This is a genomic window from Rhizobium etli CFN 42, assembly GCF_000092045.1.
GTDB lineage: Bacteria > Pseudomonadota > Alphaproteobacteria > Rhizobiales > Rhizobiaceae > Rhizobium > Rhizobium etli.
In genome coordinates, this window is sequence record NC_004041.2 from 109,547 (window position 1) to 132,767 (window position 23,221).

Sequence of the window (23,221 nt, forward strand, 5' to 3'; positions counted from 1 at the left end):
AACCGGTTCGGACTTAGGCGCGACTTCGACCCAACCTTCAGCTACGGAATCACTCCGCTTGAACAAGGGATGGAATGCTTCCTTAGTTTTGAGCAAAGGTTTGGCACCAATCAGGACGCATCGCAGCTGCCTAGCAGACTTTTGCTTTTTCACCTTCCGCGACTGTCTTCCTTCAAGACGCGGAGTATTAACGAAATTCAACGAGAGTTCGAAGATGTCCAAAGTTATCGCAATCAATTTCGGGCAACAGGCTAAGACAGATACCCACTTAGAAAGCCACGAAGATGCACAGTCGCAGCGCCTGGAGCAAGAGCGGCTGCAAATGATCCAAATCACCAATCACCTTGAAGCACTGTACGCTCGGCTGCTGACCGTCTGTGGCGACAGACCGAAAAATTAAGGGCGCAGCGATGGTATAGCCCGGTGGAGCGCTGCGAACCACAGCGCCATCGCGAAGGGCTATTTCCGGGTCAGCTTTCGGGCGGAGAGGCCTGCGAAGCACACATAGATCGCCTATGCGGCAGAACATCGCTCATATGCACTGTTTTAGATGGCAGTTCGCCGTAACGTCTCTTGTACTCTGCAGCAAAACGGCCGAGGTGTGTGAAGCCCCACTTAAGCGCTATTTCCGAAACGCTGATTTTAGCGCCGTTTTGCAGCAGTTCCTGTCGAGCTGCGCACATACGCAAGTCTCGGAGGTGCATTGTGGGGCTGGTATTACGAAATTGTCGGAAGCCGTGCTGCAAAGTCCGCACGCTGACCTTGGCCGCAGCGGCGATATCGTTAAGGGAAATGGGTTGAGCCATATGCTCTTCCATAAACTCCATTGCCCGTTTCACGTGGCGAGGCGTGGGAGACGGAGACGGACGACGAAGTTCATCGGTATAGCGATGCATACAGCTTTCGATCAAAAGGTACTCTATCGCGTCGAGGAGCGAGCTATAGGCCGACGGGCATTGTCGCAGAGCCCCCCCGGCACTGAGGCCGCGATGGGCAGACAGGGCTAGTTCTCGCATGAGCGTTCCCGCGCTCGATGCAAGATCAAGGGTCGGCTGAATTTGCAGATTTCCGCTGATCGTCCGATCGAGCATGCGAGAAAGCTTGTCACGCAAGGATTGCGTATCGATCGTCAATGACAGTTGAGATCTTATGCCATCTTGTCGGGCATTCAGCGGAGCATTTGCAACATGCGGCGACTCTACCTGTTGCCCAGACCAATGAAAGACTGCATTCCCGGACGCCGGCAGGAAGACCGTTACGACGTCAACTGGGGAATCTATCATGACCGAGAACGCCCCTTCATGATGGGCATCCGCAACGCCAAAACCATCAAGGGAAATTCGACTGCAGCGAGAGTTAAGCGATCTACTGTCGTGTTGAGCAAGGTCAGAGGACGCCAGGGGCGATGATATCAAAGGCAAAAGACGTTCGGGATCGGAGCCCTCGATAAAGTTGTCTTTCACTAAGGTCCCTTCATCGGGCTTGCTGAACAAACTTTCGGTCATCCAATATAAACCTATCTATGAACACCAACTCGCACATGCCGGGACTAGTTTTCCAAACCTTCAAAGCTCGAGACCGGATGGCGTGCGAGCGATTTTGATCGCGTACATGACCGATTCGGACCTTTGTGGAGGCCGGTTGAATCTCTCATTCCCTAGGCTTTCGTCATGGCGGATCATCACCAGCACCGACATCCACGTTCTCCCGCTCGAGATGGCCTCCTAGTTTTTCAGCGCTGCAGTTGGGAAGCCTCTAATGATGCGATGACTGGCTTCCACAAGCCTCGAACAGATTGACAGATTGTCTGATATACGTTAATGCTATTCCTGATCAAAGGCAAGGCAGCATCAGGGTAAGCGACAAGCAGACCCCATCTGGCGAAGCAGCTTAGCGGTCGGCTATCGGTAGCGGACACGATGAACTGCTGTGAGCTTCTATGTCTGCGCCTAGCTCTGGAACTAGAACTTTTCATATGATCGAGGCTGTTGCGGACCGATTTGAGGGCGCGCCTCGGCAGCTTCGGCGGCGCTGGTCGGACGATTTTAAAGCGCGTGCAGTTGCAGAGGCACTCGAGCCTGGCTCGAGCGTGTCAGCGATCGCACGTCGGCTTGATATCCATCCGTCACAACTGTTTGGCTGGCGTCGCGCCGCCCTGGGCTCTCACAAGGAGAACATAGCGCCGATCGGTCATAAGGCAGTCACGCCATCTGCCGACGGCGCGATAATCGAAGTTCTGATTGGCGATGTCGTCGTGCGCGCTCCCGCCGATGTGGACGAAGCTCATCTGCAGCGTGTCATCCGGGCAGTTCGCTCAGCATGATCCCCGCAGGTGTAAAGGTCTTCCTCGCCAGTCACCCCATCGACTTTCGTAAAGGGCCGGACAGTTTGCTGTCGCTGGTGCGCGACGCCGGCAGTGATCCGTTCAATGGCTCGCTTTATGTCTTCCGGGCGAAGCGGGCGGACCGGGTCAAGATCGTCTGGTGGGATGGATCAGGGGTCTGCCTCTATTCCAAGCGGTTGGAGAAGGCGCAGTTCTGCTGGCCGCGGATCGGCCACAACCGGGTGCAGCTCAATCACGCTCAGCTCATGGCGCTCGTTGACGGCATGGACTGGAAACGGGTGCGCTCAGTGGCGGTGAAGCCGCCGGAGATTGTTGGGTAAAGGGCTGCGGCGAAGTGAATCAACCGCCTGAAAAGGCAGGAAAACCGGAGCAAATTGTGCTCTGGTAGGCCTCATGACGCCGCCCGATCTACAGCTCCCGGATGATGTAGAGACCCTGAAAGCCATGGTCCTTGCCATGGCCGAGAAGGCAGCGCGCACCGATGCTCTCGAGAGCGAGGTCGCAGACCTGAAAGCCAGAAACGCCGATGCCGACGAACGCATCGAGCGACTGACCCAGATCCTGAAAGCCTTCGATCGCGCCCGCTTCGGCCGGCAATCGGAAAAGCTCGGCTCTCCGGGCATCGATGATGAGCAGCAGGCTTTTGTCTTCGAGGAAATCGAGACCGGTATCTCGGCAATCCGAGCCAAGGTAAACAAGGGTGCCGCTGATCCCGATGCGAAACGTGCACCCCGGCCGCGCAAGGGCTTTGCACCTCATCTGGAACGAGTCGAAGTGGTGATCGAGCCGGATGAACTGCACGAACACATCGGCAAACAGAAGGTGCTGATCGGAGAAGACGTCTCGGAGCGACTGGACGTCGTGCCGGCGAAGTTCCGCGTCATCGTCACCCGGCGGCCGAAGTATGCCTTCAAGAACGAAGACGGCGTCATCCAGGCAGCCGCGCCCGCGCACATCATCGAGGGTGGCATTCCAACGGAAGCGCTTCTCGCCCAGATCGCTGTCTCGAAGTATGCAGATGGCCTTCCGCTCTATCGACAGGAGGCAATCTATGCACGCGACAAGGTTGAGCTTGACCGGAAGCTGATGGCCCAATGGATGGGCAAGCTCGGCTACGAGCTCGATATCCTGGCCGACTACATCCTCGCCGAGATCAAGAAGGCTGAGCGCATCTTTGCGGACGAGACGACATTGCCAACGCTCGCGCCCGGATCCGGATCGGCAAAGACAGCCTGGCTATGGGCTTATGCGAGGGATGATAGACCCTTTGGCGGTAGTGGCCCGCCGATGGTCGCCTATCGCTTCGAAGATAGCCGCGCTGGCGATCGCGTCGCCCGGCATCTGAATGGCTATCGCGGTATCCTTCAGGTGGACGGGCATGGTGCCTACAACAAGCTTGCCCGATCTGACGGCGGCAATGACGGCGTGATGCTGGCCGGCTGCTGGTCCCATAGCAGGCGCAAGTTCTACGAACTCCACGCCTCGGACAGCTCCAAGATAGCCAGCGAGACGGTGGAATTGATGGCAAAGCTCTGGGAGGTGGAAGCGGCGGCCCGGGGGCAGAGCCCTGACGCGCGTGTCGCGGCACGTCAGGCGACATCTGCTGCAGTTGTCACTGAGCTCTTCGCCCTGTGGCAAAAGACCCTGCCGCGGATCTCCGGCAAGTCGAAGCTCGCAGAAGCGATCCGCTATGCCACCTCGCGTCGCTCCATCTTCGAACGCTTCCTTACCGACGGCCGCATCGAGCTCGACAGCAACATCGTTGAGCGTGCCATCAGGCCCCAGACGATCACGAGAAAGAACAGTCTCTTCGCCGGCAGCGATGGCGGTGGAAGGACCTGGGCGACTATCGCCACGCTCCTTCAGACGGCGAAGATGAACAACGTGGACCCGCAGGCTTGGCTCACCCAAACACTTGAGCGGATCGCCAACGGCTGGCCGAGCAGCGATCTCGATGCACTCATGCCGTGGAATTACGCGCGCTGAACGGTCTCAGCTTGCCGTTTACGCATCAGGGAAATCTGCCACGGTTCTAGTGGAGTTCCCGCACGGCAAATCAATCTAAAGATGCCTCCCAAGGCGAGGGGTGACGGGCTGCTTTCGATCGCAGCCCGTCACGGGAAGGGTGGGAGTGCTATGAGTGGGAGAGAACCTACGCCAACCGACCTTGGAGGCCGTTGAGTCGACACGGAGAAAAATGATTGTGCTGTAGGATGGCCCCACGATTTCGCCACGCGCTGGTCCTCTTAACCTGCGCATCAGCATACTTCGGTTATGACGTATAAGAGAGGCACGCTCCAGGCTCAACACTCGGAGACGCAAAGACGTCGACGAGTTCTTTTGGCCTACTAAGCGAGGCGGTCGCGGCAAATATCAATGCGTAAGCCGCGCCTCGTCGCATTGAGTTGACTTTGCGCTCTTCTTAGCGGGTACGGACTCCGGGCGTCTGATTGGGCAAAAGAAGAGCTTAAGGACGAAACCTGATGATGGTCAAACAGCTTGTGCTGCCATAGGCGTGCTGTTGTCTGTGCCGCGCGAACGCGAAAAGCGCGATCAAATCGGAACGTGGCGGCGAGAGAAGACTAACAGGAAAGACCACATCAAACTCAACCGGGTGTCGGAATACCGATGCTTACGGCATTGCGTGCATGAGGCCTCAAAATGACGCCGGTCTCGACATGTGTCCGCCGAAAATCGCAAAAAAGGAATTGACAGATTGTCGGACAAAAATTTTACTATATCGCCCGCGCATTGCTTGTTCGCGGGAGACGCAGCGACGGACCGGGAGTTATAAGTGCTAAACTTGGCCAAAAATGCACAAATTGTCGACCTTCTTAATCTGCCGGAAGCGGCGACCGGCGCGTGATACAAGCGTCTCTGACTCACAAGGCGTGTCATACTCCATCGACCGAGGTACTGGTTGAACGTGACAGTGACGCCAACATTTCTCCTGGGGAAAAAGTCTGTGTCTTGATAGGCGCGTCAAATCCTGTTGGTCTTTGTTTGGCGCGCTCATTTATAGAAAAAGGCTATCGGGTCGCCGTAGGCGACGCCAATCCCGCCGACTTCGCCTCCCTGGCTGAAGGCCAGGGAAACAATTTTTTACCGGTCAAAGTCAACCCGAACAGAGACGTTTACGTCAACTCAATGGCTGACCAGGTGTATTTGCGCTGGAGACGGGTCGACGTTCTGGTGAACATAGTTTTCCGCAGAAATGAAACAACCCAAACTGTAACGGGATCGCTATCCAGCGCGAATCTGGGGCTTGATGCCGTATCCAATCTAATCAGAGTTACAGGTGCCTTTAGCTCTCGACTTCAGGGCGCGGAGCTTGCCGTAGTGGACGTCGCATGGTTCGAAGAGACGACCTCGCTGGAAGCAGAAGCCGTCCTTCAAGCGGCGTTGCGCACTACTACCTCCGCAATTGCTAGGCAATATTTCGGTTCCGGGCTGAGGATAAATGCTGTACACGCCAGCGATGTGAACTCTACGTCTTCAAGCGAAAATGACGTGCTTCGAACAGTGATCCACGCCGTGCAATTCCTGGCGAATTCGGAACTGTCCGGAAAGCTGACAGGGAACGTGCTGGAGATCGATCCTCGGTGCAGATAGATCCACTCCCACGTTCTGATCCGGCAAATCTGCAGGTATTAACCTTCCGTTAAGTTTCTCGAAAGACGCAATGGGTAAGAGGTCAAATCCTAACAACACGTAAAAAAGTTTCGATTGTTTTAGTGAAACTCTTATCCATGTTCGTTCAGGCTCAAACATTACTATTCCAAAAGCGAGGCCCCAGCACCGTTTGAGCCCTTTGGAGGTAAGTATGTTCGTCGATCGCCTGTTATCCACCTTTACCATAAGAGCAAAGGTGTTATTGGTACTTGTACCCTTGATCCTGATATTGGCGGCAGTTGGTGGGGTCGGCTTAAAAGCAACTGGCTTGCTTCAGTCTCGTCTTCGGCTTTCAAATGAGGTTCTTCAGACCTTGAGCGGGTTTCGAAGTGTCGCGGAAAGCATGAACCGCTTTTTGGCGCAAAGCTCAACGGAGTACCGAGATGAGGCGCTGACAAGTTTAAACGGGCAGACCGCAACCATGCAGTCGCTCCAGGAAGCGGCGGCAGGTAGCGGGAGCGAAACTGGTGCGCTCGAAAACAGTGTATCGGCAATGTCCGTTATCTCGGGCAGCATCGGCCGCATGTGGTCTTTGCATAATGACGAGGAATCCGTTCGCAGCGACATTGTTTCCAACTTGTCGAAGATCAAGGAGGTCGGAGGCGCCCTTAAATTGGCTGCGGTTGATGTGCGCTCACAAGTACGCAATCAGGAGAACTCCGGGAAAACCATGCTCCGGGAGGCTACCCGCTCACTCGATACGGCATCAGTTATGCAACACATGGCGGAAGACTTGGTGAGCTTGCCGGACGGAGCGAAGCAGCCTCCGACTGTCGCCCAGCAAGGGCTTGTGATCAAAAAGTCGCTAAAAACAGTTAAGCGGGTAGTCTCGACTGCTGACGAGCAGGCCGTTACTAAAATTGAGAGGACTATCGCCAAGCTAATCGCCAACCCCGAATTTGTCGACCCTTCCACACGGCTTGCCGGCTCTGACCTACAGAGCTTTGCGACGAACCTGCGAGTGGATGCGATCCAGCACATGATTGAAGGAACAAATGCGATCCGGGCGTTGGATAAAGCGTTGACGGATTCCGAAATGCTTGTTGCGACGGCGACAACGATCGGCCAGGACGCCGATTCGATCGAAATCGAAATCAATAACCTGTTCCGTACAGCCAACGCAGAGAATCAGCAGCGCCTCGTTGAGCAACTTACAAAATTGGCGCGTGACACCGTGGCAGTTGGAGGCGTTGCCAGCTCGATATCTGGCTTCGATAAAATGCAGGAAGATCTATTCGCCCAGGTGGATTCTATCCAAGAGAACACAGAGAAGCTGGTCAAGATAGCGGAAGCCCGCCAAGCGCAATATTCTGAGGCGGACAAAACCGGTCAGGAGATCTGGAAAAACCTCGTAACTTTTGCAGCAACTCAGGAAAACGATGCTCGCAATGAAAGCAATCTTGCCCGCTTGCTGTCAACTATCGCCACAGTGTCCGGCGTCTTGGTAGCCTTGGCGGCTGGCGCCGGCCTGATGGCGACACTTCGCGCCCCGATCGAACGGATCGCGAAGCGCATGCAAGAGCTGGCAAAGGGCGATCTTCGATCGCAGATTGTCGGACGTGACCGGAGAGACGAAATAGGTGAAATGGCTCGCGCACTCGAGGTTTTCCGTGAAAATGCTGTCTCGAAGATGGACATCGAGACACGAACGGAAGCCGATAGGAAAACCGTTGAACAGGAGCGGATGGATCGTGAACGCGAACGCGCTCAGATGGAGGAGGAGGTCGCAACTGCCGTCACCATTCTAGGAGAGGCGTTATCTCGATTGGCGCGTGGCGACATCTCTCAAGAAATTGACCGCCAATTCCATCCCAATCTTGAGCCGCTGAGGCGCGATTTCAATCACTCGCTTTCGATCCTGAGAGAGACAGTGTCTCATATCGACGAGAATACCAATCAAATTCAATGGGGAACCAGCGAGCTTTTCAAAGCCTCAGATGATCTGTCGCGGCGAACTGAATTGCAAGCCGCCTCACTGGAGGAGGCTGCGGCCGCCGTCGAACAGGTGACGGTCACGGTCAGAAAATCATCCGAGAATGCCTATGAAACCCAGGCTTTCGTGTCCGTTGTTAAAGAACACGCCGAGGGTGCGGCAACCATTGTGACCGATGCGATCAACGCAATGGGCAGAATAGAAGACGCGTCCCACAAGATCGGCCAAATCATTGGTTTGATCGATACGATTGCGTTCCAGACAAATCTTTTGGCACTAAATGCTGGTGTCGAGGCGGCTCGTGCTGGAGATGCCGGAAAGGGTTTTGCAGTCGTAGCCCAGGAAGTGCGCGAACTTGCCCAGAAATCATCAGCTGCAGCCCGCGAGATTCGCCACCTGATTTCGGAATCCTCTTCGGAGGTGGCGATCGGCTCAGATTACGTGGGGAAAGCAGGTGAGGCGTTACACAACATAACGGCGTCGATCTTGAAGATTTCCGATCGGATTGATCAAATCGTCAATTCGAGCCGCGAGCAAGCGGCGTCCCTCGCCGAGATCAACAATAACGTCAATGTACTTGACCAGGGAACACAACAAAACGCTGCCATGGCCGAGCAGACAAATGCCGCGGCAAAGACTCTCTCGGATCAGACTAACGAACTCAGCGAGCGGCTCGCTTCATTCAAATTGACCGAAGATAAGTCGACGCGTCGGGTTAGGTTAGTGGCGTAAGCTACGCATCGAACGGGACTGCCACGCGTCGGATGGCCACTGTGATAGCGGCGTTCTACTGAAGGGAAATCCGCTTACGGAAGCGAAATCCGGCCTTAGGCTCTTGGTCTCCCTTTCGCCGCCCGTCTGACTGTAAAAAACCCACCTAGAGCCGATCAACCTTCAAGAGATCAACTGCTTTGCAATGCTCAGAGACACGAGAGGTATCAAATCCGTGCGCATACGTGAAATTACAAGAGCCATTATTCTAATCACCGGCTTGGTGATCCCTTCTGTAGCGGCCGCCGGTGGCCTTACGGAATTGCCGCGGGAGGAACGAAAAACCTACGAGTTGCTCGATCCAAAGTTGCCTACAGGTGAATCTGTCTTCCGCACGTTTAAGGCACAGCGAGCACCGCCGTGGAAAATTGGGTACGCATCGACATATGCTGACAATTCTTGGCGTGCGAGTATTCTTGATGAGTTCACAAACAAGATTGTTCCAGCTTTCAAGAAAGCGGGGCTGGTCTCCGAGTTCATCGTCACCCAGTCAAATCTTGAAGACGCTGTCCAGATCAGGCAGATGCGGCAGATGGTAGACGACGGCGTTGATGCAATTATTATCTGCTGTTCGAACCTCACGGCGCTTAATCCTACGATAGAGTATGCGTATTCAAAAGGAGTGCCTGTGTTCTCGTACTCTGGTTACGTAACATCGCCGTTCGCCGTCAACGCAACTGAGAACAACATGCAAGGCGGGTTTGAGGCGGCGAAGTGGCTCGCTGAAGAAATCGAAGGAAGTGGCAATGTGCTTCTCGTTTCGGGGATCTCCGGCTTTGCCTCCTCGGACAGCTTTGACGTCGGCGCAAAGAAGGCTCTGGAGTATTATCCCGAGATAAAGATCGTAGGTCATGTCGACGGGAAGTGGACAGACAAGGTCGCGCAGGCCGAGGTGCAAAAATTCCTTGCAGCGAATCCCGGTCGAATTGATGGTATTATCGTTCAGTCGGGAGCTGAGAATGGTGTTATCAACGCGGTGCGCCAGTCCGGGCGCGACATGATCCCAATCGTTCTAGGGGGCGAAGCTTCGGCAGCCTGTTACTGGCGACGGAACCCCGACTTCGTAAGCAAGAGTTTTCATTTCTGGCCGCCGCGCTCTGAGGCGGGTTTCGTATGGGACGTAATGATGCGAACTCTTGAGGGACAGGGCCCCAAAATTCAGACAATCCTGCGGCCAGCAATTCCCAGTACCATAGAGGATGTAATGGCGGATTTGCCAGCTGATTGCGATCCTAACTCTGAGGATTGGATCGAGCCGAAGAATACAGCTTGGTGGTCTGCCAGCGCTGCTGCTAAATATTTCGATAACCCAGCGGATCCGCTCTCCTGGAAGCCGGCCGATTGAAGATCGCATGCGGGGTCTGTGTGGAATGCGGTGCCTTCATGATCGGCTCTCGTGCAAGGTAGGCTGCGCTAAGGAATGACAGTTCAAATTGGGAAATGCCCGGGTCGCCTCAGGAGACATGAGACAAGCGATCCGGTTCCAACGAACATATTTGCTCCGCGGTAGCATTCTTCCTCCGGCCCTCCTCTCGCCAAACGGGACAACATACTCATTGCGCCTTTCAATCTACGTGCTGCCGCGAAGGTTGTTGCTTCGAATGTGAAAGCAAAGTTCATTTCCGACCGCACTATCCGGCTCAGGCCGACGCGCGGTTCGACGCCTTACTGACATATCTGCATCAATTTGTTGCTCGAATGATTTGGGTGGCGTTCCCGGAATTCCTGATCGGATGGATGATGCATCTGTCTTGGCCCTCGGTAAGGAGCTTCACGATGAATTCGACTTTACAACCGCTTTGGCAACGCTCCTTTTTTCAGAAAAGGCGCAATCGCCGGAGAGACGAAGCGCTGCATCATGATACCTCAGCCGACCGAGGAGCGCTGCTTGAAGCATTGATCGGCGTGTTGCCCCTCCCAATTTTCTTCAAAGATCTGCACGGTCGCTATGTCGGTTGCAACAAGGTTTTCGAAGATCTCCTCGGTCGCTCGCGCGACGAGATCATCGGGAATACAGATTTTGATCTCAGTTCAACGCAACTGGCGGAAATTTATTCTATTGAAGAGAAAGGCCTTCTTGAAAGGGGTGGAGCCCAAGTCTCCGAGCGTAAGATCGCTCTCGCAAACGGCGCCATCCTGGATGTTGTCTGCAACAAGGCAGTTTTCAGAGGTCACGACGACGAGCCCGCGGGTCTGATTGGCGTTATCATCGACATAACCGAACACAAGTTGGCGGAGCAGGAACTCAAAAACGCTCTCGAACTAGCCCAAGGGATCGTCACCGCTATTCCAGACGTTCTGTTTGAGGTCGACGAGGATGGGCGATATCTTCAGGTCTGGACCAGAAATCCCGAACTACTAGCCCAGCAGCGGGAAATGCTACTGGGTAGGACGGTCGACCAAGTTCTTGCGCCTGATCAAGCGGCTATTGCAATGGAGGCGCTTCGAACTGCAAGCAGTGAAGGAGTTGCCTACGGTCGATGCATTAGCGTATCCTTGCCAAACGGCGAGACCCGATGGTTCGAGTTGTCGGTGGCTAGACGACCAAGCGCCGATCCTGACGCCGCCACCACGCTCCTGGCATTTTCGCGTGATGTCACGGAACGAAGGCAGGCGGAAGACGCCATCAACTCCGTGCGGACGCAATTGCTAAGTGTGCTGCAAACCATTCCTGACATGGTTTGGGTAAAGAATGTCGATGGCGTACACCTGTTGTGCAATCATGCATTTGAGCGGCTGACCGGGAAATCGGAGGCGGAGGTCGTTGGAAAAACGGACCTTGAATTGTTCGGGGCTGAGAGAGCTCACATTTCCGGAAAATCTGATGAGGCCACGATCGAAGCCGGTGGCATACTTATCGACGAGAATTGGGTGGTTTCCCCGGAGAACGGTCAGTCCATTCTTCTCGAAACACGTAAACTTGCGGTCCTCGGCGCCGGGGGAGAGGTTACAGGAGTCCTCGGGGTCTCTCGCGATGTCACGGAACTGAACGCCTCGCGGGAAAAAATCAGGCAAATGGCCTTTTACGATCCGGTGACTTCTTTGCCGAACCGCTTGCTGTTTAACGAGCGATTGCAAAAGGTCGTCAGTGACGCGTCGTCTCAACGTCGGCGGACAGGGGTAATGCTGATTGACATCGACCATTTCAAAGTCGTGAACGATACGATGGGTCACCCTGTGGGTGATCAACTACTCTGCCAGGTCGCTACCCGGCTTAAGAAATCTGTCCGCGATCTCGACACGGTTGCGCGTCTCGGCGGCGACGAGTTCGCGATTCTGTTGCCGGAAATCCAGACAACCGACGATCTCGATTGGGTTGCGTGCTCGATCCTCGAGAGATTCAAGGAATCTTTCCTATTGGATGGCAAGGAAGTCTACGTGTCATGCAGTGTAGGCATCGCGATCTCGCCCGACGACAGCACAGATGTCAACGATCTGGTGAAATACGCCGACTCTGCGATGTATCTTGCCAAACGCTCGGGGAGAAACAGTTTTCGCTTTTATTCGAAGGATTTGACTGTGGGCGTGGAGGAGCGCATGCAGTTGGAATCTGAATTGCGCCGCGCTATCGAGCGCGAAGAATTGGAGCTGCACTACCAGCCCAAGGTGCTTCTGGACAGCGGCGTAATGATAGGATCGGAAGCGTTGTTGAGATGGCCTCATCCCGAGATGGGCATGATTCCGCCGGTTCGATTCATTCCGGTCGCTGAGGATACCGGGCTGATCGTTGAACTCGGGCGATGGGTGCTGCGTGAAGCGTGCAAGACGGCGAAGGAGCTGAACGCCGATTGCCACCACCTGCACAAGATTGCAGTCAACCTTTCGGGTAAGCAATTCCAATGCTCACGGTTGGTAAACGAGATCGCTGCAATCCTCGGTGAAACCGGTTGCCGCGCGGAATGGATCGAAATCGAAATCACGGAGAGTCTGCTTCTCGATCGGAAGGGCGAGACCCTGCAGACGCTTCTTAAGCTGCGTCAAATGGGATTTTCGATTGCTATCGATGATTTTGGCACCGGTTACTCGGCGCTCAACTATCTAGCCCGCTTCCCGATCGACACGCTGAAGATCGATCGGTCATTCATAAATAGCTCGGACAAAAGGAACGAAGAATTGGTCAAAGCGATTCTGTCCATTGCACAATGTCTTGGGCAGGACGTGGTGGCGGAAGGTGTTGAGACCGCCGAGCAGGCAGCATTTCTCGCAGCGAACGGATGCGGTTCGGCGCAAGGCTTCTTTTACAGCAAGGCCCTGCCGAAGATGGAATTGATCGCTCTTTGGGTGCGCGCGTCCGCCACCGGCTTCGTTTCAGATCGTTACGCCGCTTCGCGATGATGAGCGCGAATAAGGAAAAATGTCACCTGTCTGATGGACGGTGATGCGGTGCGCGCTGTGAGACAACTCAACTTGAGCCTCGTCAATCTCTGAATGTCTGCGGTTTTTCGCGGAACAGGGGGCAACGCTGGGTCAACGACCATGCGTTGTGCGGCCCCGCGAGCCGCATTCTCGAATGCTCTGCTCCTACTGCGCGGCATTCGGTAGGCCGGGGAAAACGCGGTACACCGGCTCCTAAAGCAAGGCAGTCGCTCTCGATATGGCTTTCTTCAAAAATATTTGACAGATTATCATACAATCTGCCAAAAATGTCGCCAAGCACCTGATGGGAGGAAAATCAGTGTCTCTTAGTATGCATCACCTGGCCAAGCTTCCGTATTTTTATCCGTTCGAATTTGGCGATGGAAAAATCACGGTACTGTCCGACGGGCCGTTAGAGCTAGGAGATCCTCGCCTGAACTTCTTGGGGGTAGAGCCACGCACGGTCAGCCTGATGCTAGAGGACAATTTCCTGCCAACGAACAAAGTTGTACTCGAGCAAAACGTGCCGCTTGTTGAGATAAATGGAAGAACAATTCTATTTGATACCGGGATGGGGTCTTCCAAAGCTTTCGGGCCCACCACAGGTCGACTCCTAGCCAGCCTGAGAGAGGCAGGTCGAGATCCGACGGAGATCGATGCGGTGGTTCTGTCGCACGCCCATATCGATCATATCGGCGGTCTGTGCGATGCCAATGGAAGGTTAAATTTCCCGAACGCCGACATCTTCATCAGTGAGCGAGACTTCACGGACTGGACGGACGGGTCGTCGATCGATTCTTCATTTCAATTTCAAATCGATAACGCTCGGCGAAACCTGCTTCCCCACAAGGATCGGACCTTCTTTTTCAAAGACGGCGAGGAGTTCTTGCCGGGCGTTCACGCGATTTCGGCCCCCGGCCACACGCTCGGTCATCATTGTTTTATGCTGCAGTCGGGAAACGATCGCCTCTGTTTTCTCGGCGACCTTACGCACCATCATATCCTGTTGATGGAGAGGCCGATGATGGAATTCCGATACGACACGGACCCGAAGCTGTCAGCTAGATCCCGCACGCGCGTGCTTGATATGCTGGCGACAGATCGCATTGCGGTAATGTCCTATCACTTCGCATGGCCAGGTGCCGGGCATGTGGTGCGAAACGGAGACGGATTCCGCTATATCCCCTCTCCAATGCAGTTGCTTGCACATCGATAAGGAATTTCAAAGATGCAGATGCGTTCGGTAATCCTCAGGGAGTCGGGTCTGCCGAAGCCCTATTCAAATTCGAAACCTCTTAAGATTGAGCTTGTGGAACTGACGCCGCCTGGCCCCATGGAGGTGTTGGTCAAGATCAAGGCTGCCGGTGTCTGCCACTCTGACCTGTCCGCAATCAATGGGGACAGACCGCGTCCGCTTCCAGTCGCTCTAGGCCATGAGGCATCTGGCGTCGTCGCAGCAATCGGACCGAGTGTCGAGAAGGTTGAGGTTGGTGACCATGTAGTCATGTCATTTCTGCCGGTTTGTGGCCATTGCTCATATTGCGCTGAAGGCCGCGCCAGCCTCTGCGAACCGGGCTACCAGGCCAATGCTGCAGGAACGCTTCTATCCGGCGGCAAGCACATCCGTTTGAGAGGATACGAAATTAACCACCATAGCGGCGTTTCTGCGTTTTCCGAATATGCTGTCGTGTCGGCGAGCTCGGTAGTCAAAGTGACCAAAGATATCGATTTGGCGACAGCTGCTCTCTTCGGCTGTGCCGTTATGACCGGCGTTGGAGCTGTGATGAACACGTGTGGGGTCCGCCCAGGCCGTAGTGTGGCGGTAATCGGGCTCGGCGGCGTAGGCCTTTCGGCGATACTTGGCGCTGTTGCGAGCGGTGCAAGCGATATCGTGGCGATCGACCTAATCCAAGCGAAGCTGGATCTTGCCAAGGAGCTGGGAGCGACGAAGACTTTTTTGGCCACCTCGCCGAATATTGTTGCCCAAGTAAAAGGCGCGACAAGCGGCGGGGTAGACTACGCGATAGAGATGGCTGGATCCAAAAAGGCATTCGAGCTTGCATATGAGATTACCCGGCGCGGAGGGATGACCGCTACGGCCGGACTGGCCAGCGCAAATTCCCGTTTCGAGGTTTCGCCCTTGCCGTTGGTCGGAGAGGAGAGAACGATCAAGGGCAGCTATATGGGTTCCTGCGTGCCATCGCGCGACATACCCCGCTATATCGACCTTTACCTCAAAGGTAAGCTGCCAGTGGACAAATTGCTGTCGAGCACTGGCCCCCTTGATGAGATCAATGAGGTTTTCGACCGTCTTGACAGGGCCGAGATCAATCGACACCTAGTCTTGATGGACTGATGGCGGGGAGAATTCTCTTGAACGAGTGGACAGTGCTCGCCATCCATTACGGCACCGCGCAAAGACCAGTAAGTGACCTGATACTAGAGACGAATGACATTCATGATCGTCCATCACAAATCGACTACTTCGTGTGGCTGATCCGTCTCGAGGACCGATTAATTCTTGTTGACACTGGTTTCGAAGCCGGAGAGGGCGCGGCCAGAGGGCGGACCCTCTTGATCCATCCGGTGGCAGCACTGTGATGAACGTACAGTAGTTCATCAGAAATTACTGATGTCGTTGTGACACACCTGCACTACGATCACGCCGGAAACCTCCCGGCCTTTCCTAACGCCACTTTTCACATTCAGGATCGGGAGATGGCGTATGGAACGGGGCGGTGTATGTGCCATGAGCGAATGCGTCGGCCTTTTGCTACAGAAGGTGTCGTCGACGCGGTCCGGCTCGTTTTTCAGTCACGGGTACGGTTCCATGATGGGGATGGGGAAATTGTTCCTGGATGCAGGGTGCATCTGGTTGGCGGTCACTCGAAAGGTTTGCAAGTTGTTACGGTGGCAACAGGCGGCGCTTTGCTGGTTATCGCTTCCGACGCGCTTCATTTCCAGCACTATCTTGAAAATGACGGCGCGTTTCCCCTGTTTGCAGATTACCTAGAGGTCATCGAGGGTTACAACAAGCTCCGCGTCCTTGCCGGAGCAAACGGACTCATCATTCCGGGTCATGACCCTGAGGTGCTACAGAAATTTTCTCCCCTTGCGCCAGACCTCCAGTTCGCTAGAGTTCTCCTGTGACCCACAATAAACCGATTGAAATTTTTTGCTGTTTGCAGACAATCGGGTTGTCCTACGAAACGCTCCGGCAGTATATTGATTCTGTGCGTCACTAGAAATTTCATCGAAGGTTTGTTGTGAATGGGAACGATCGACCTCCAGATTAGACGTCAAAACGCCTCTCTTCGAATCCTTGTTGAGGATAAGCTCCGGCAGGCTATTTCAAGTGGCCGTTTCAAGCCCGGGCAGCGGCTGGTGGAGCGCGAGTTGTGCGAACTTATCGGGGTTGGCCGAACTTCAGTTCGCGAGGCGCTACGCCAGTTAGAAGCTGAAGGGCTTATTACTAGCTATCCGCATCGGGGGCCGGTTGTCAGCACTATCAGCTACGAGGAGGCTAGGCAGCTTTATAGTGTACGCGCGCTGCTTGAAAGCTTTGCCGGCCAGGAGTTCGCCGAGAACGGTTCGAATGAAGAGATCGTTGCTCTCCTCGAGACCGTGGAAGCGTTCGAAGCCGCAGCCAAGAGCGGTTCCGGAACGCGGATCATCGAAGCCAAGACCGCTTTTTACGATTGTTTGATGACCGGCAGCAAGAACGTGTTTGTGAAGCAAATGCTCACGTCGTTGCACAACCGGGTCACATTGTTGCGGATGACATCGATGACCCAGCCAGGGCGGCTGCAGAACAGCGTTTTCGAAATAAGAGAGATTGCGGCCGCTATTGCGTTGCGTGATGGCGACAGGGCAGCCGCGCTTTGCAAGCGCCATATCGAAATCGCGGCTAAGGTGGCGTTGGACTACTTGAGCAAGAACCCCGTCGAAACCTCCGAGTAGTTCCACAAAACGAAGTTCAGGCGACGGCTAAGGTTGACAGATTGTCTGAAAATCTGCTTACCTCTCTTATGGGAGGTGAGACACAGGAAGTGCGGCTTCCCAACAACATCATTTTGTTAGGGAGGACGTATGGGCGCCCATGCCGAGCTGATTAAACGCGTAACCCTGGCGATCGAAGATCCGGAGCTACCGCGACTGACCCCAGGTCTTACAACACGGATCTCGTTGCAAGTTGGACCAGAAAAGTCATCACTTGCTGTGGGAGGCGGGATAGTCGCACTGGACGGCGCGGACGAAAATGCTGACGTCATACTGAGTGCCCCAGAAGGAGCTTGGGAAAAGGTTATGCAGGTGCCGCCGCCGGCAACCTACCATTCGTTCACCGCCTTTCAACTCGCTAACCCTGAGTTCACGTTATCTGGTTCGCCCGTAGCAATCGCTCAAGCGCGTCCCGCTCTGGAGCGACTGTTCGAAATCGTCGTAGCGTCTCCGCCCCTAGTTGCGCCGAAGGTCGATCGAAATATTGAACAGGTCACCGGACGCTATAAGCGGGTAGAGGTCGGCGGCGTAGAACACGATATCTTTTACGAGGAAGCCGGTGCAGGAACTCCTATCCTTTTCCTCCATACGGCTGGCGCAGACGGCCGTCAGTTTCTACCGCAACTCTCCGACACTGGGTTTGCGCGTACGAACCGATTGATCTCAGTTGATCTGCCGTTTCACGGACGTTCGATGCCTCCTTTAACTTGGGACGGCTCGCCCTATCAACTCACAACGGATCTCTACCTGACCTGGTGCACGGCGATACTCGACCAGCTCGTCGGAGACAGAGCTATCGTCGTTGGAGGATCTATGGGCGCGGCGATGTGCATGGTGCTGGCGGCGGAGCGACCGGAACGTCTAATGGGTGTAATTGCGGTCGAGCCGCCGTTGAAGTCAAAGGGCCGTCGCAACCCCTTTCAACACAACGTCAACGTTCATGGGTCGCTTCATAACTCAGCCTATGTCCGCGGAATCATGAGCCCGCTCAGCCCGCAAGAAGAGCGACGCCGCGCCAGTTGGATCTACTCGCAGGGTGCTCCTGGAGTTTATCCCGGCGATCTTTCGTTCTACAGCGACGAGTTCGACGGTGCCGTCGTCGGTCCGAAGATTGATGCCAAGCGAACACCGACCGTTCTTCTCTCCGGGACCTATGACTACTCTGCGACGCCTGCAGACGGAGCAGCGCTAGCGGCCCTCATTCCTGGCAGCCGTCATGTCGTTATGGAGGGGCTTGGGCACTTTCCGATGTGCGAAAATCCTGACTATTTCCGGAGCTTCTTGCAAGACGCTATTCGGTTCGTCGAAGATAACGGCTGATCACAAAGCAACCGCGTTGGCCATTTACCGATCGTGTCCCAGCACCTGGTGTAGCTGACGGTAGGGAGTAAAGCCGAGCGCCCGCGCGCTTCTCGTTGCGCTGTAGCGGGTGATCGGCTTTGCGGGCGGCCATCAGTGTTTTCCGCTAGGGTCGGGTTGTTCAAGACCAACCTGACGGAAAGATCACCGATGACCAATGACATGATGAACGTGCGTTCGCTTGTTGAGAAGAGTGCCGATGCAGATTTGTTGCGTGAGATGATTGGCTTTGCCGCCGAGCGGCTGATGGAGTTGGAGGTCGGCTCGGCTACGGGTGCTGACTTCGGTGTGAAGAACCCCATGCGGCTCACTCAACGCAATGGCTACCGTGACCGCGATTGGGAGACGCGGGCTGGCACCGTCGAGCTTCGCATTCCGAAGCTGCGCAAAGGCAGCTACTTTCCGAGCTTCCTTGAACCGCGCCGCATGGCAGAGAAAGCTCTGACGGCCGTTATCCAGGAAGCGTATATCCAGGGAATCTCGACTCGTTCTGTCGACGACCTGTGGTGGATGCGACCTATCTCAAGGTCCGGCGTGGCGGCCGCATCGTCTCAGTCGCCGTCATTATCGCGGTCGGCGTCAATAACGACGGTCGGCGCGAGGTCCTGGGTATGGAAGTTGGCACCTCGGAGGCCGAACCGATCTGGACGGAATTCCTGCGCAGGCTAACGCGCCGCGGTCTACGCGGGGTGAAGTTGGTTGTCTCTGATGCACATGAGGGCATCAAGGCTGCCGTTTCCAAGGTTCTCAATGCCACTTGGCAAAGGTGCCGGGTTCACTTCATGAGGAACGTGCTCGCGCATGCTGGAAAGAGCGGCAGGCGGGTCGTATCCGCCTTCATCGCGACGGCCTTTGCCCAGGAGACCCCGGAGGCAGCAAGCCGCACAATGGCGCAGTGTCGCCGATCAAATCAGGCCGAAAGTGCCGAAGCTTGCCACCATCATGGACGACGCTGAAGAGGACGTGCTCGCCTACATGACCTTCCCGAAAGAGCACCGGGCAAAGCTGCACTCGACGAATCCAATTGAGCGTCTCAACGGCGAAATCAAGCGACGCACCGAGGTCGTCGGCATCTTTCCGAACGACGAAGCCATCGTCCGTCTCGTCGGCGCACTGCTGCTCGAACAGAATGACGAATGGGCCGTTCAACGCGCCAAGTATATGACGCTTGAGACCATGGCCCAAATGAGATGAGCCCCAAATCAGCCTGCCCCGCTGTGGCACGCTGATATCCCCTTCCGACCCATGTCGGGAAAGCACGGCCATCAGCCGCGACCTACACCACCTCCCGGGACACGATCGTATCACCTTGTATTCCGGACTAAACTTATGCCGACAGCGTTGCGATAGAGGGCATTCGGAACCAGCATGCGGCTATTCCGGAAGGTCGGCACTCGCATGACGTCATCTGACCGACATCGTGGGGTTATTCGACAAAAATTGCGAAATGTCCTTGATCCAGTTTCCGCTGTTAGATCTCGTTGTCGCCGGCAGTCCTTCTCCTTCTCTATCATATTTGCTGGAGCGTGCCGCAAGTCCGACAAGAGCTGCGCCTAGGCCAACAGCTCTGTGCTGTCATTGACGGGTTAGGAACACGTCAATGATCAACGAGGCTGGAGCCTTATACCCGGTGTTCCTGCCTCAAATGTAAGGGCATGACGAGTGCCGCCCTTTCCTTCACTTGACCAGGTGGTTTCCGATCGAGGAGCCGCCATCGACCGTCAGAATGCTACCGGTCGCGAACCTCGAACGATCGGACGCAAGAAAAAGCATTGCTTCAGCAATCTCTTCAGCTGTCCCCATCCGATCCATGACGGCACGGGCGTTGAAATCGCTGCGAAGCTTCGCGGGGTCCTTCGCTTCGGCGAAGATTTTCGTGAAGTAAGGAGAGTCGATTGTCCCTGGAGCGACCGCGTTGACACGAATTCCCTCTTTCGCATGATCCATGGCCATCGCGCGCGTCAGCGAAGATATTGCTCCTTTCGATGCTACGTAGGCAGTCCTGTCCGCGATTGCTGAGGTTGCGGTGTAGGAAGTCGTATTGATGATCGAACCTCCGCCGTTCCGTCGCATAACAGGAATGACGTACTTTGAGCAAAGGAAGATCCCTTTGACGTTTACGGACATAATCCGGTCCCAAGTTTCTTCAGGAATGGTCACCACATTCCCCGTCGTTCCGAACCCGGCATTATTGACGAGCACGTCGACCCGGCCCCACTTTGCGGTCGTCTTCTCAACCATGCTTTCCGCGTCCTTGGCGGACGAGACGTCGACGCGAACACCGAAAGCCTTCGAGCCGATCTCGTTCGCCACACGAACCGCGGCGTCTTCATTGACATCAGCAACAACCACATAGGCGCCGTTCTTTGCGAAAAGCTCGGCTGTCGCACGACCAATGCCGCTGCCGCCCCCTGTGACGATACAAACTCTTTGATTCAAATCCATCGACCATCTCCTCATTTTTGGGTGCCTTAGAAGACATTTTAGCAGACAATCTGTCAATTGTGAAAATCCAGTTGACAGATTGTCTGCTGATCTGTTTATCTAGGCTCGATCGAATTTGGCCGTGGGAGGACAATATGGCCGATACCAGCACTGAGGCGCAGTTGGCTTTTAAGGCAGCTATGCGTCGGTTCACATCAACCATCTGCTTGATCACGACCGAACTCAACGGGGTCCGTCATGGCATGGCCGCCACCGCGGTCCAGTCGGTTACCGCGGACCCACCAACTGTTCTTGTCTGCATCAACCAATCGGCTTCGGTGAATCAGCCTTTGAAGATCTCCGGGAAGTTCGCCGTGAACATGCTGCATCTTTCACATGCCGATCTTGTGCCGCTGTTCAGTGGGCAATTGAAGGGTGAAGAGCGCTTTCATTACGGCGAGTGGCTGTCTCTCGACGGCATGCCGGTCCTGTCCGATGCGCAGGCGGCGTTTGTCTGCAAGCTAAAAGATGTCGTTCACGTTGGAACGCATGATGTTGTGCTCGGAGAAGTGCTCGAAGCACGGTTCATCGAGTCAATCGCGCCGCTTCTCTACGAAAACGGTCAACTCGTCAGGTCGTCGTCCATCAGTGGATCGGCCGCATAGTAGGTGGCTTTAACCACCAATCACATCACTCATCGAAAGCCCAAGGGCGGCAAGGAGAAAAGCGTGAGCAATATGGCACCCGCAAGAGAAATTCATGGACGTGAAGTCACAGAGCGCTTTGAGCGCGGACTAAAGACCCGGCGCGAAGTCTTGGGGGGGGGCTATGTTGATGCGTCGGTCAGCAAAGCCACCGACTTCAATTGGCCGATGCAAACCCTCGTCACAGAATACTGCTGGGACGCGATTTGGAATCGGCCGGGCCTGGAGCGCAAGCAGCGCAGCATCCTCAATCTCGGGATGATTTCGGCCCTCAATCGTCCGCATGAGCTGAAACTGCATGTTCGCGGAGCAATCAACAACGGTCTTACCAAAGAGGAAATTCGGGAGGTTTTCCTCCAGGTTTCGATTTACTGCGGTGTTCCTGCGGCCATCGACAGCTTCCGCGTGGCAGCGGAAGTTTTCGACGAGATGGGCATCTAGTTATTCAACGCATTTGAGTGGGCTGAGCATCATCCGTTGCCAGCCCGAGGAGGGACTACAGTGACCGCACAAGACGATTTCCGCGCTGCCGGAAACCCAATGTTCAATGATAACAAGCTCAAGCTCGGCGTATTTGGCACGAATTGCTCGAATGCATGCGCGATTACGCTCGCTGAGACAACGTTCGAACCTACCTTCGACCACAACGTCGAGATTGCAAAGAAGCTTGAGGCAGCCGGTTGGGAATGCATGGTGCCGATTGCACGCTGGCGTGGTTTTGGCGGTCCTTCAAACTTCAATGGCGTGAACATGGATACGTTCACCTGGGCGGCCGCTCTCGCGGCGGTCACCACGAAGCTCCAGTTCTTCTCAACGACTCACATTCCGACGCTAAACCCGATTGTTGCAACCAAGATGGCGACAACAATCGATCACATCTCGAAGGGTCGATACGGCCTCAATCTCGTTACCGGCTGGTTCACTCCCGAAATGGAAATGTTCGGAGTTCCTATGATGGAGCACGACACCCGCTATGAATACGCCACTGAATGGATGGATATCGTCGAGACGCTCTGGAAACGCAATGGCGTTACCTTCGAAGGCGAGTTCCTCAAAGTCAAAGACGCCTTCAGTGAACCCAAACCCTACAACAAGGCGGGTCGCCCGCTCCTGATCTGCGCCGGCGCCTCGGGCAAGGGACTGCATTTCACCGCCAAGTTCTGCGACTTCAACTTCGGCTTCATGCAAGACATGGAATCCGGCGCTGCCTGGGTCAAAAAGGTGAAGGACCTGGCGCGTACTGAATATAACCGTGATCTTGGCACATTCACAGCTTGCCCCGTTATCGTTCGCGAAACGGAGAAGGAAGCAAAGGAATACTACGACTACTACGTCAACCAGAAGGGTGACTGGGAGGCATGCGAGAACATCTGTGAAGTTCTGCAGGTGCAATCTCAAAACCATTCTGCCGAAATGTATCAAAAATTCAAGGAACGCTTCGTCGCTGGCTGGGGTGGATACCCGATCGTCGGCAATCCAGAACAAGTCGCCGACAAGCTCGTGGATCTCAGCAATACAGGCGTCAACGGCGCCTTGCTGACAATGGTCGATTACAACGAGGAACTTCCCTTCTTTAACGACCGTGTCATGCCGCTGCTCAAGCAAGCCGGTCTGCGCAACTGAACCAGTCCTCGGGACGGCGATTGCCGTCCCGACACG

At 55.0% G+C, this 23,221-nt stretch carries 19 protein-coding genes and 1 pseudogene; 18 read left to right on the top strand and 2 right to left on the bottom strand.

The window, feature by feature from the left end; genetic code table 11:
* The first annotated feature begins 214 nt into the window (after positions 1-214).
* On the top strand, positions 215-400 hold the full coding sequence (locus tag RHE_RS29920; RefSeq protein WP_004673279.1) for a hypothetical protein: 186 nt from the start codon (positions 215-217) through the stop codon (positions 398-400).
* 70 nt (positions 401-470) lie between these two features.
* Here RHE_RS29920 and RHE_RS32555 read toward each other — a convergent pair whose 3' ends face one another.
* Positions 471-1,505 (bottom strand): AraC family transcriptional regulator, encoded by a 1,035-nt coding sequence (locus RHE_RS32555; protein ID WP_008534360.1) that lies wholly within the window; start codon positions 1,503-1,505, stop codon positions 471-473.
* Between the two features lie 470 nt (positions 1,506-1,975).
* On the opposite strand from RHE_RS32555, the gene RHE_RS32560 reads away from it, so the two are divergent.
* The 14 genes and pseudogenes from RHE_RS32560 to RHE_RS29985 form a co-directional block, all read left to right on the top strand.
* Positions 1,976-2,323 carry a transposase gene (locus tag RHE_RS32560; protein ID WP_092755364.1) on the top strand — a complete coding sequence of 116 codons (348 nt, stop codon included), beginning with the start codon at positions 1,976-1,978 and terminating at the stop codon, positions 2,321-2,323.
* Positions 2,320-2,664, top strand: a complete 345-nt coding sequence (tnpB, locus tag RHE_RS29930; protein ID WP_011053349.1) for an IS66 family insertion sequence element accessory protein TnpB — start codon at positions 2,320-2,322, stop codon at positions 2,662-2,664. The genes RHE_RS32560 and tnpB overlap by 4 nt, the downstream gene beginning before the upstream one ends.
* A 73-nt stretch (positions 2,665-2,737) precedes the next feature.
* Entirely contained in the window at positions 2,738-4,330 is a 1,593-nt protein-coding gene (locus RHE_RS29935; protein ID WP_011053350.1) for an IS66-like element ISRel15 family transposase, read from the top strand.
* Positions 4,331-5,314: 984 nt separating this feature from the next.
* Positions 5,315-5,956, top strand: a complete 642-nt coding sequence (locus RHE_RS29940) for an SDR family oxidoreductase (protein ID WP_010031458.1) — start codon at positions 5,315-5,317, stop codon at positions 5,954-5,956.
* A gap of 211 nt (positions 5,957-6,167) precedes the next feature.
* Positions 6,168-8,681, top strand: a complete 2,514-nt coding sequence (locus RHE_RS29945) for a methyl-accepting chemotaxis protein (RefSeq protein ID WP_011053352.1) — start codon at positions 6,168-6,170, stop codon at positions 8,679-8,681.
* Between the two features lie 184 nt (positions 8,682-8,865).
* A complete protein-coding gene (locus RHE_RS29950; RefSeq protein WP_008534366.1) occupies positions 8,866-10,065 on the top strand; it encodes an ABC transporter substrate-binding protein in 1,200 nt (399 codons plus the stop codon).
* A 431-nt stretch (positions 10,066-10,496) separates the two neighbouring features.
* Entirely contained in the window at positions 10,497-13,055 is a 2,559-nt protein-coding gene (locus RHE_RS29955) for a sensor domain-containing protein (RefSeq protein WP_004673285.1), read from the top strand.
* Between the two features lie 352 nt (positions 13,056-13,407).
* On the top strand, positions 13,408-14,292 hold the full coding sequence (locus RHE_RS29960) for an MBL fold metallo-hydrolase (RefSeq protein WP_011053353.1): 885 nt from the start codon (positions 13,408-13,410) through the stop codon (positions 14,290-14,292).
* A 12-nt stretch (positions 14,293-14,304) separates the two neighbouring features.
* Positions 14,305-15,432, top strand: a complete 1,128-nt coding sequence (locus RHE_RS29965; RefSeq protein WP_004673287.1) for a zinc-dependent alcohol dehydrogenase family protein — start codon at positions 14,305-14,307, stop codon at positions 15,430-15,432.
* 17 nt (positions 15,433-15,449) lie between these two features.
* The gene (locus RHE_RS34715; RefSeq protein WP_244425863.1) at positions 15,450-15,677 is read left to right on the top strand and encodes an MBL fold metallo-hydrolase; all 228 of its coding nucleotides are present in this window, start codon (positions 15,450-15,452) and stop codon (positions 15,675-15,677) included.
* A 24-nt stretch (positions 15,678-15,701) separates the two neighbouring features.
* Positions 15,702-16,226, top strand: coding sequence for an N-acyl homoserine lactonase family protein (locus RHE_RS34720; RefSeq protein ID WP_276328767.1), 525 nt, complete (start codon positions 15,702-15,704; stop codon positions 16,224-16,226).
* 120 nt (positions 16,227-16,346) lie between these two features.
* On the top strand, positions 16,347-17,036 hold the full coding sequence (locus tag RHE_RS29975; RefSeq protein ID WP_004673291.1) for a GntR family transcriptional regulator: 690 nt from the start codon (positions 16,347-16,349) through the stop codon (positions 17,034-17,036).
* A 129-nt stretch (positions 17,037-17,165) separates the two neighbouring features.
* Positions 17,166-18,395: an alpha/beta fold hydrolase gene (locus RHE_RS29980; RefSeq protein ID WP_008534369.1), complete on the top strand. Its 1,230-nt coding sequence runs from the start codon at positions 17,166-17,168 to the stop codon at positions 18,393-18,395.
* A gap of 189 nt (positions 18,396-18,584) precedes the next feature.
* Positions 18,585-19,622 (top strand): annotated as a pseudogene (locus tag RHE_RS29985) (IS256 family transposase); the annotation flags it as partial.
* 489 nt (positions 19,623-20,111) lie between these two features.
* On the opposite strand, the gene RHE_RS29990 reads toward RHE_RS29985, so the two are convergent.
* On the bottom strand, positions 20,112-20,879 hold the full coding sequence (locus RHE_RS29990) for an SDR family oxidoreductase (RefSeq protein ID WP_004671535.1): 768 nt from the start codon (positions 20,877-20,879) through the stop codon (positions 20,112-20,114).
* A 134-nt stretch (positions 20,880-21,013) separates the two neighbouring features.
* Here RHE_RS29990 and RHE_RS29995 point away from each other — a divergent pair, with 134 nt between their 5' ends.
* From RHE_RS29995 to RHE_RS30005, 3 genes are all read left to right on the top strand, one after another.
* Positions 21,014-21,523, top strand: coding sequence for a flavin reductase family protein (locus RHE_RS29995; RefSeq protein ID WP_008534378.1), 510 nt, complete (start codon positions 21,014-21,016; stop codon positions 21,521-21,523).
* A gap of 72 nt (positions 21,524-21,595) precedes the next feature.
* Positions 21,596-22,003: a carboxymuconolactone decarboxylase family protein gene (locus RHE_RS30000; protein WP_004671531.1), complete on the top strand. Its 408-nt coding sequence runs from the start codon at positions 21,596-21,598 to the stop codon at positions 22,001-22,003.
* A gap of 60 nt (positions 22,004-22,063) precedes the next feature.
* Entirely contained in the window at positions 22,064-23,185 is a 1,122-nt protein-coding gene (locus RHE_RS30005) for an LLM class flavin-dependent oxidoreductase (RefSeq protein WP_011053356.1), read from the top strand.
* Positions 23,186-23,221 lie beyond the last annotated feature (36 nt).